Raw genomic sequence first — 2,007 nt, forward strand, 5'->3', positions numbered from 1 at the left:
ATCCTATTTATGAGGTAGGTGAACATGTTGATTTTAAAGAACGGCCAACTGTTAATAACCGCGATTTAATTTGTAGCAACGATTACACCGGATCATTCAATAAAAATGGTTATATAAAACTACCCAGCGGATTAGTGATTCAATGGGGGGAATCAAGATATTCTCAAACTGCTGGGGTGAATGGCTATATACAATCGTTTCATACAGCGTTTCCGCATACGTGTTTTCTGGTTATGACAAGCGATAGGTATTACGGCGCAAATTCAACATCGGCACACCCAATTTCAGCATCACAATTTAGATGTTGGGGAAGATGTGGGCCTAGCGAATATGCTGACACCGATTTATTTTACATAGCATTAGGATTTTGAGTATGAAACATTTTTATAATTTTAAAACACAATCATTTTATATAGATGAAATCAATATTGATATACCACCAGATTCAATTGAAATCACAAAAGATCAACACATTGATTTATTTAACGAAATCAATGCGGGGTGTGTTATATTTAATGATTTAACGTATTCAGAGTCCCCACTGTCAGGTTTTCACAAATGGAACGGTGGACAATAGGTACTGGATATGGCAGCGGAAACTGATTTTAAAATCAGGAAAAACATAGCTCTCAGAGATAAATTAATAACTGACGCCAGTACGAAAAAAACATTATTACAATGCGCTATAAAACACAACGTAGCAACAGATAATGAAAAACGACTATTAGAGCGTTTAGAGTTATTTTCCATTGACGTTCCTCGTATTGACACGGCACATGTTAACGCTGTGTTTCCTGAAATACCCGAGTGATTAATCGGTTTCTTGGGACCAGTTAATATCTGATTGATTAATATCAATACGGGTTAATAAAATCATGTATGTTTTTACATTTCTGCCTCGTTTGATTCTAGCATATCTTAATCGATAATGTCTTGCAGGATTGTTATTTGTGTCCACATTATTAATTAATTGTTGTTGTTTTTATTTGTTGGTTTTTATTTTATCTATATTGCTGAGACTATCACTAATATTCTTTAGTTTTGATTGCCCGTTTGCATCAGCAACTATTTTTTTGTTGTCGGGTATGTCCGACGTAAAAAACCAATGATTATTGTCTAATTCTATTACATCATAATTGATATCATATATACTGGGCATTACCTCTGCCGTTGTTATTTTATTGAAATATCTCATATTAATATCCCTCGGCTGAGTATGAACATGCAAATTCACTCATCGCAACCATTCCCGATGCACCGAACATTCCCGCTGTTAGCCCTATTTCATGCAAACTATTGATTTCATAATTTATGATTTCAACTGCAGGTGTAGATGTTTCAATTGAGACATTGACAGATATAACTGTCTGGGTAAACGGTATTGGGAATGGAACTTTTACACAACCTAACGGGTTTGGTGAATGAAGCGGGTTGGAGACAGGCCATTTGTTGCCAACTCGTTTAAAGCCATCACTGTATATTTCATACCAGCCGTTTATGTTTGAACCTTTAGCAATAATAAAACGGCTAATCTGCTGGCCGTTTATTGCTATTTTTTTAAAATCAACATGTTCACCTACCTCATAAATAGGATGCTTTATTAATCCTTAGTTTTTTATATTCCCTACCTCTATTGTCATTATATCTATCTGTCATCTGTTGAGATTTATGTCCTAATAAAGTCATTGTATCGAGCCGTTGTTCTCGATATAAACGTTCTGCTAATGATCTTATTTCATGAAATGTGGTAGGTGTACCTGTCCAATAATTTTTTTTAAAAACTTTATCACGTAAGCGTGCAAATTGTCTTGTTATTGCTTCTAACTTTATTTGTTTATTATTATTGCTTAGCAAATAATTATTTTGGGTTGAATCAATGATATCTTTCAAACTAATATTCAGTTTTTTACATTTCAATTTAACTGGTAATGCTATTTTCGCTCCAGTTTTATATTGTTCAATTAATAAGTAATTACGTTTAATGTTAGATTTTTTCATAGTTGCGAT

At 33.6% G+C, this 2,007-nt stretch carries 4 protein-coding genes; 3 read left to right on the forward strand and 1 reads right to left on the reverse strand.

Annotated elements, in window-relative coordinates; all coding sequences use genetic code 11:
* From A9G10_RS12760 to A9G10_RS04170, 3 genes are all read left to right on the forward strand, one after another.
* A partial coding sequence (locus A9G10_RS12760) for a gp53-like domain-containing protein (protein WP_218837329.1) occupies positions 1–371 on the forward strand: 371 nt, incomplete at its 5' end.
* A 2-nt stretch (positions 372–373) separates the two neighbouring features.
* On the forward strand, positions 374–577 hold the full coding sequence (locus tag A9G10_RS04165; RefSeq protein ID WP_065557971.1) for a hypothetical protein: 204 nt from the start codon (positions 374–376) through the stop codon (positions 575–577).
* A 9-nt stretch (positions 578–586) separates the two neighbouring features.
* Complete coding sequence (locus A9G10_RS04170; protein ID WP_065557970.1) at positions 587–811, forward strand: tail fiber assembly protein; 225 nt, start codon at positions 587–589, stop codon at positions 809–811.
* Positions 812–1,581: 770 nt separating this feature from the next.
* Here A9G10_RS04170 and A9G10_RS04180 read toward each other — a convergent pair.
* Positions 1,582–2,007: tyrosine-type recombinase/integrase (locus tag A9G10_RS04180; protein WP_218837310.1), on the reverse strand; the 426-nt coding region annotated here is incomplete at its 5' end.

This window comes from Gilliamella sp. wkB308 (genome assembly GCF_001690185.1).
Classification (GTDB): Bacteria; Pseudomonadota; Gammaproteobacteria; order Enterobacterales; family Orbaceae; genus Gilliamella; species Gilliamella apicola_I.

Excerpts from the sequence above, each read along its gene's own strand:
- A9G10_RS04165 (WP_065557971.1), top strand. The coding sequence starts at position 374 with ATGAAACATTTTTATAATTTTAAAACACAATCATTTTATATAGATGAA.
- A9G10_RS04170 (WP_065557970.1), top strand. The coding sequence starts at position 587 with ATGGCAGCGGAAACTGATTTTAAAATCAGGAAAAACATAGCTCTCAGA.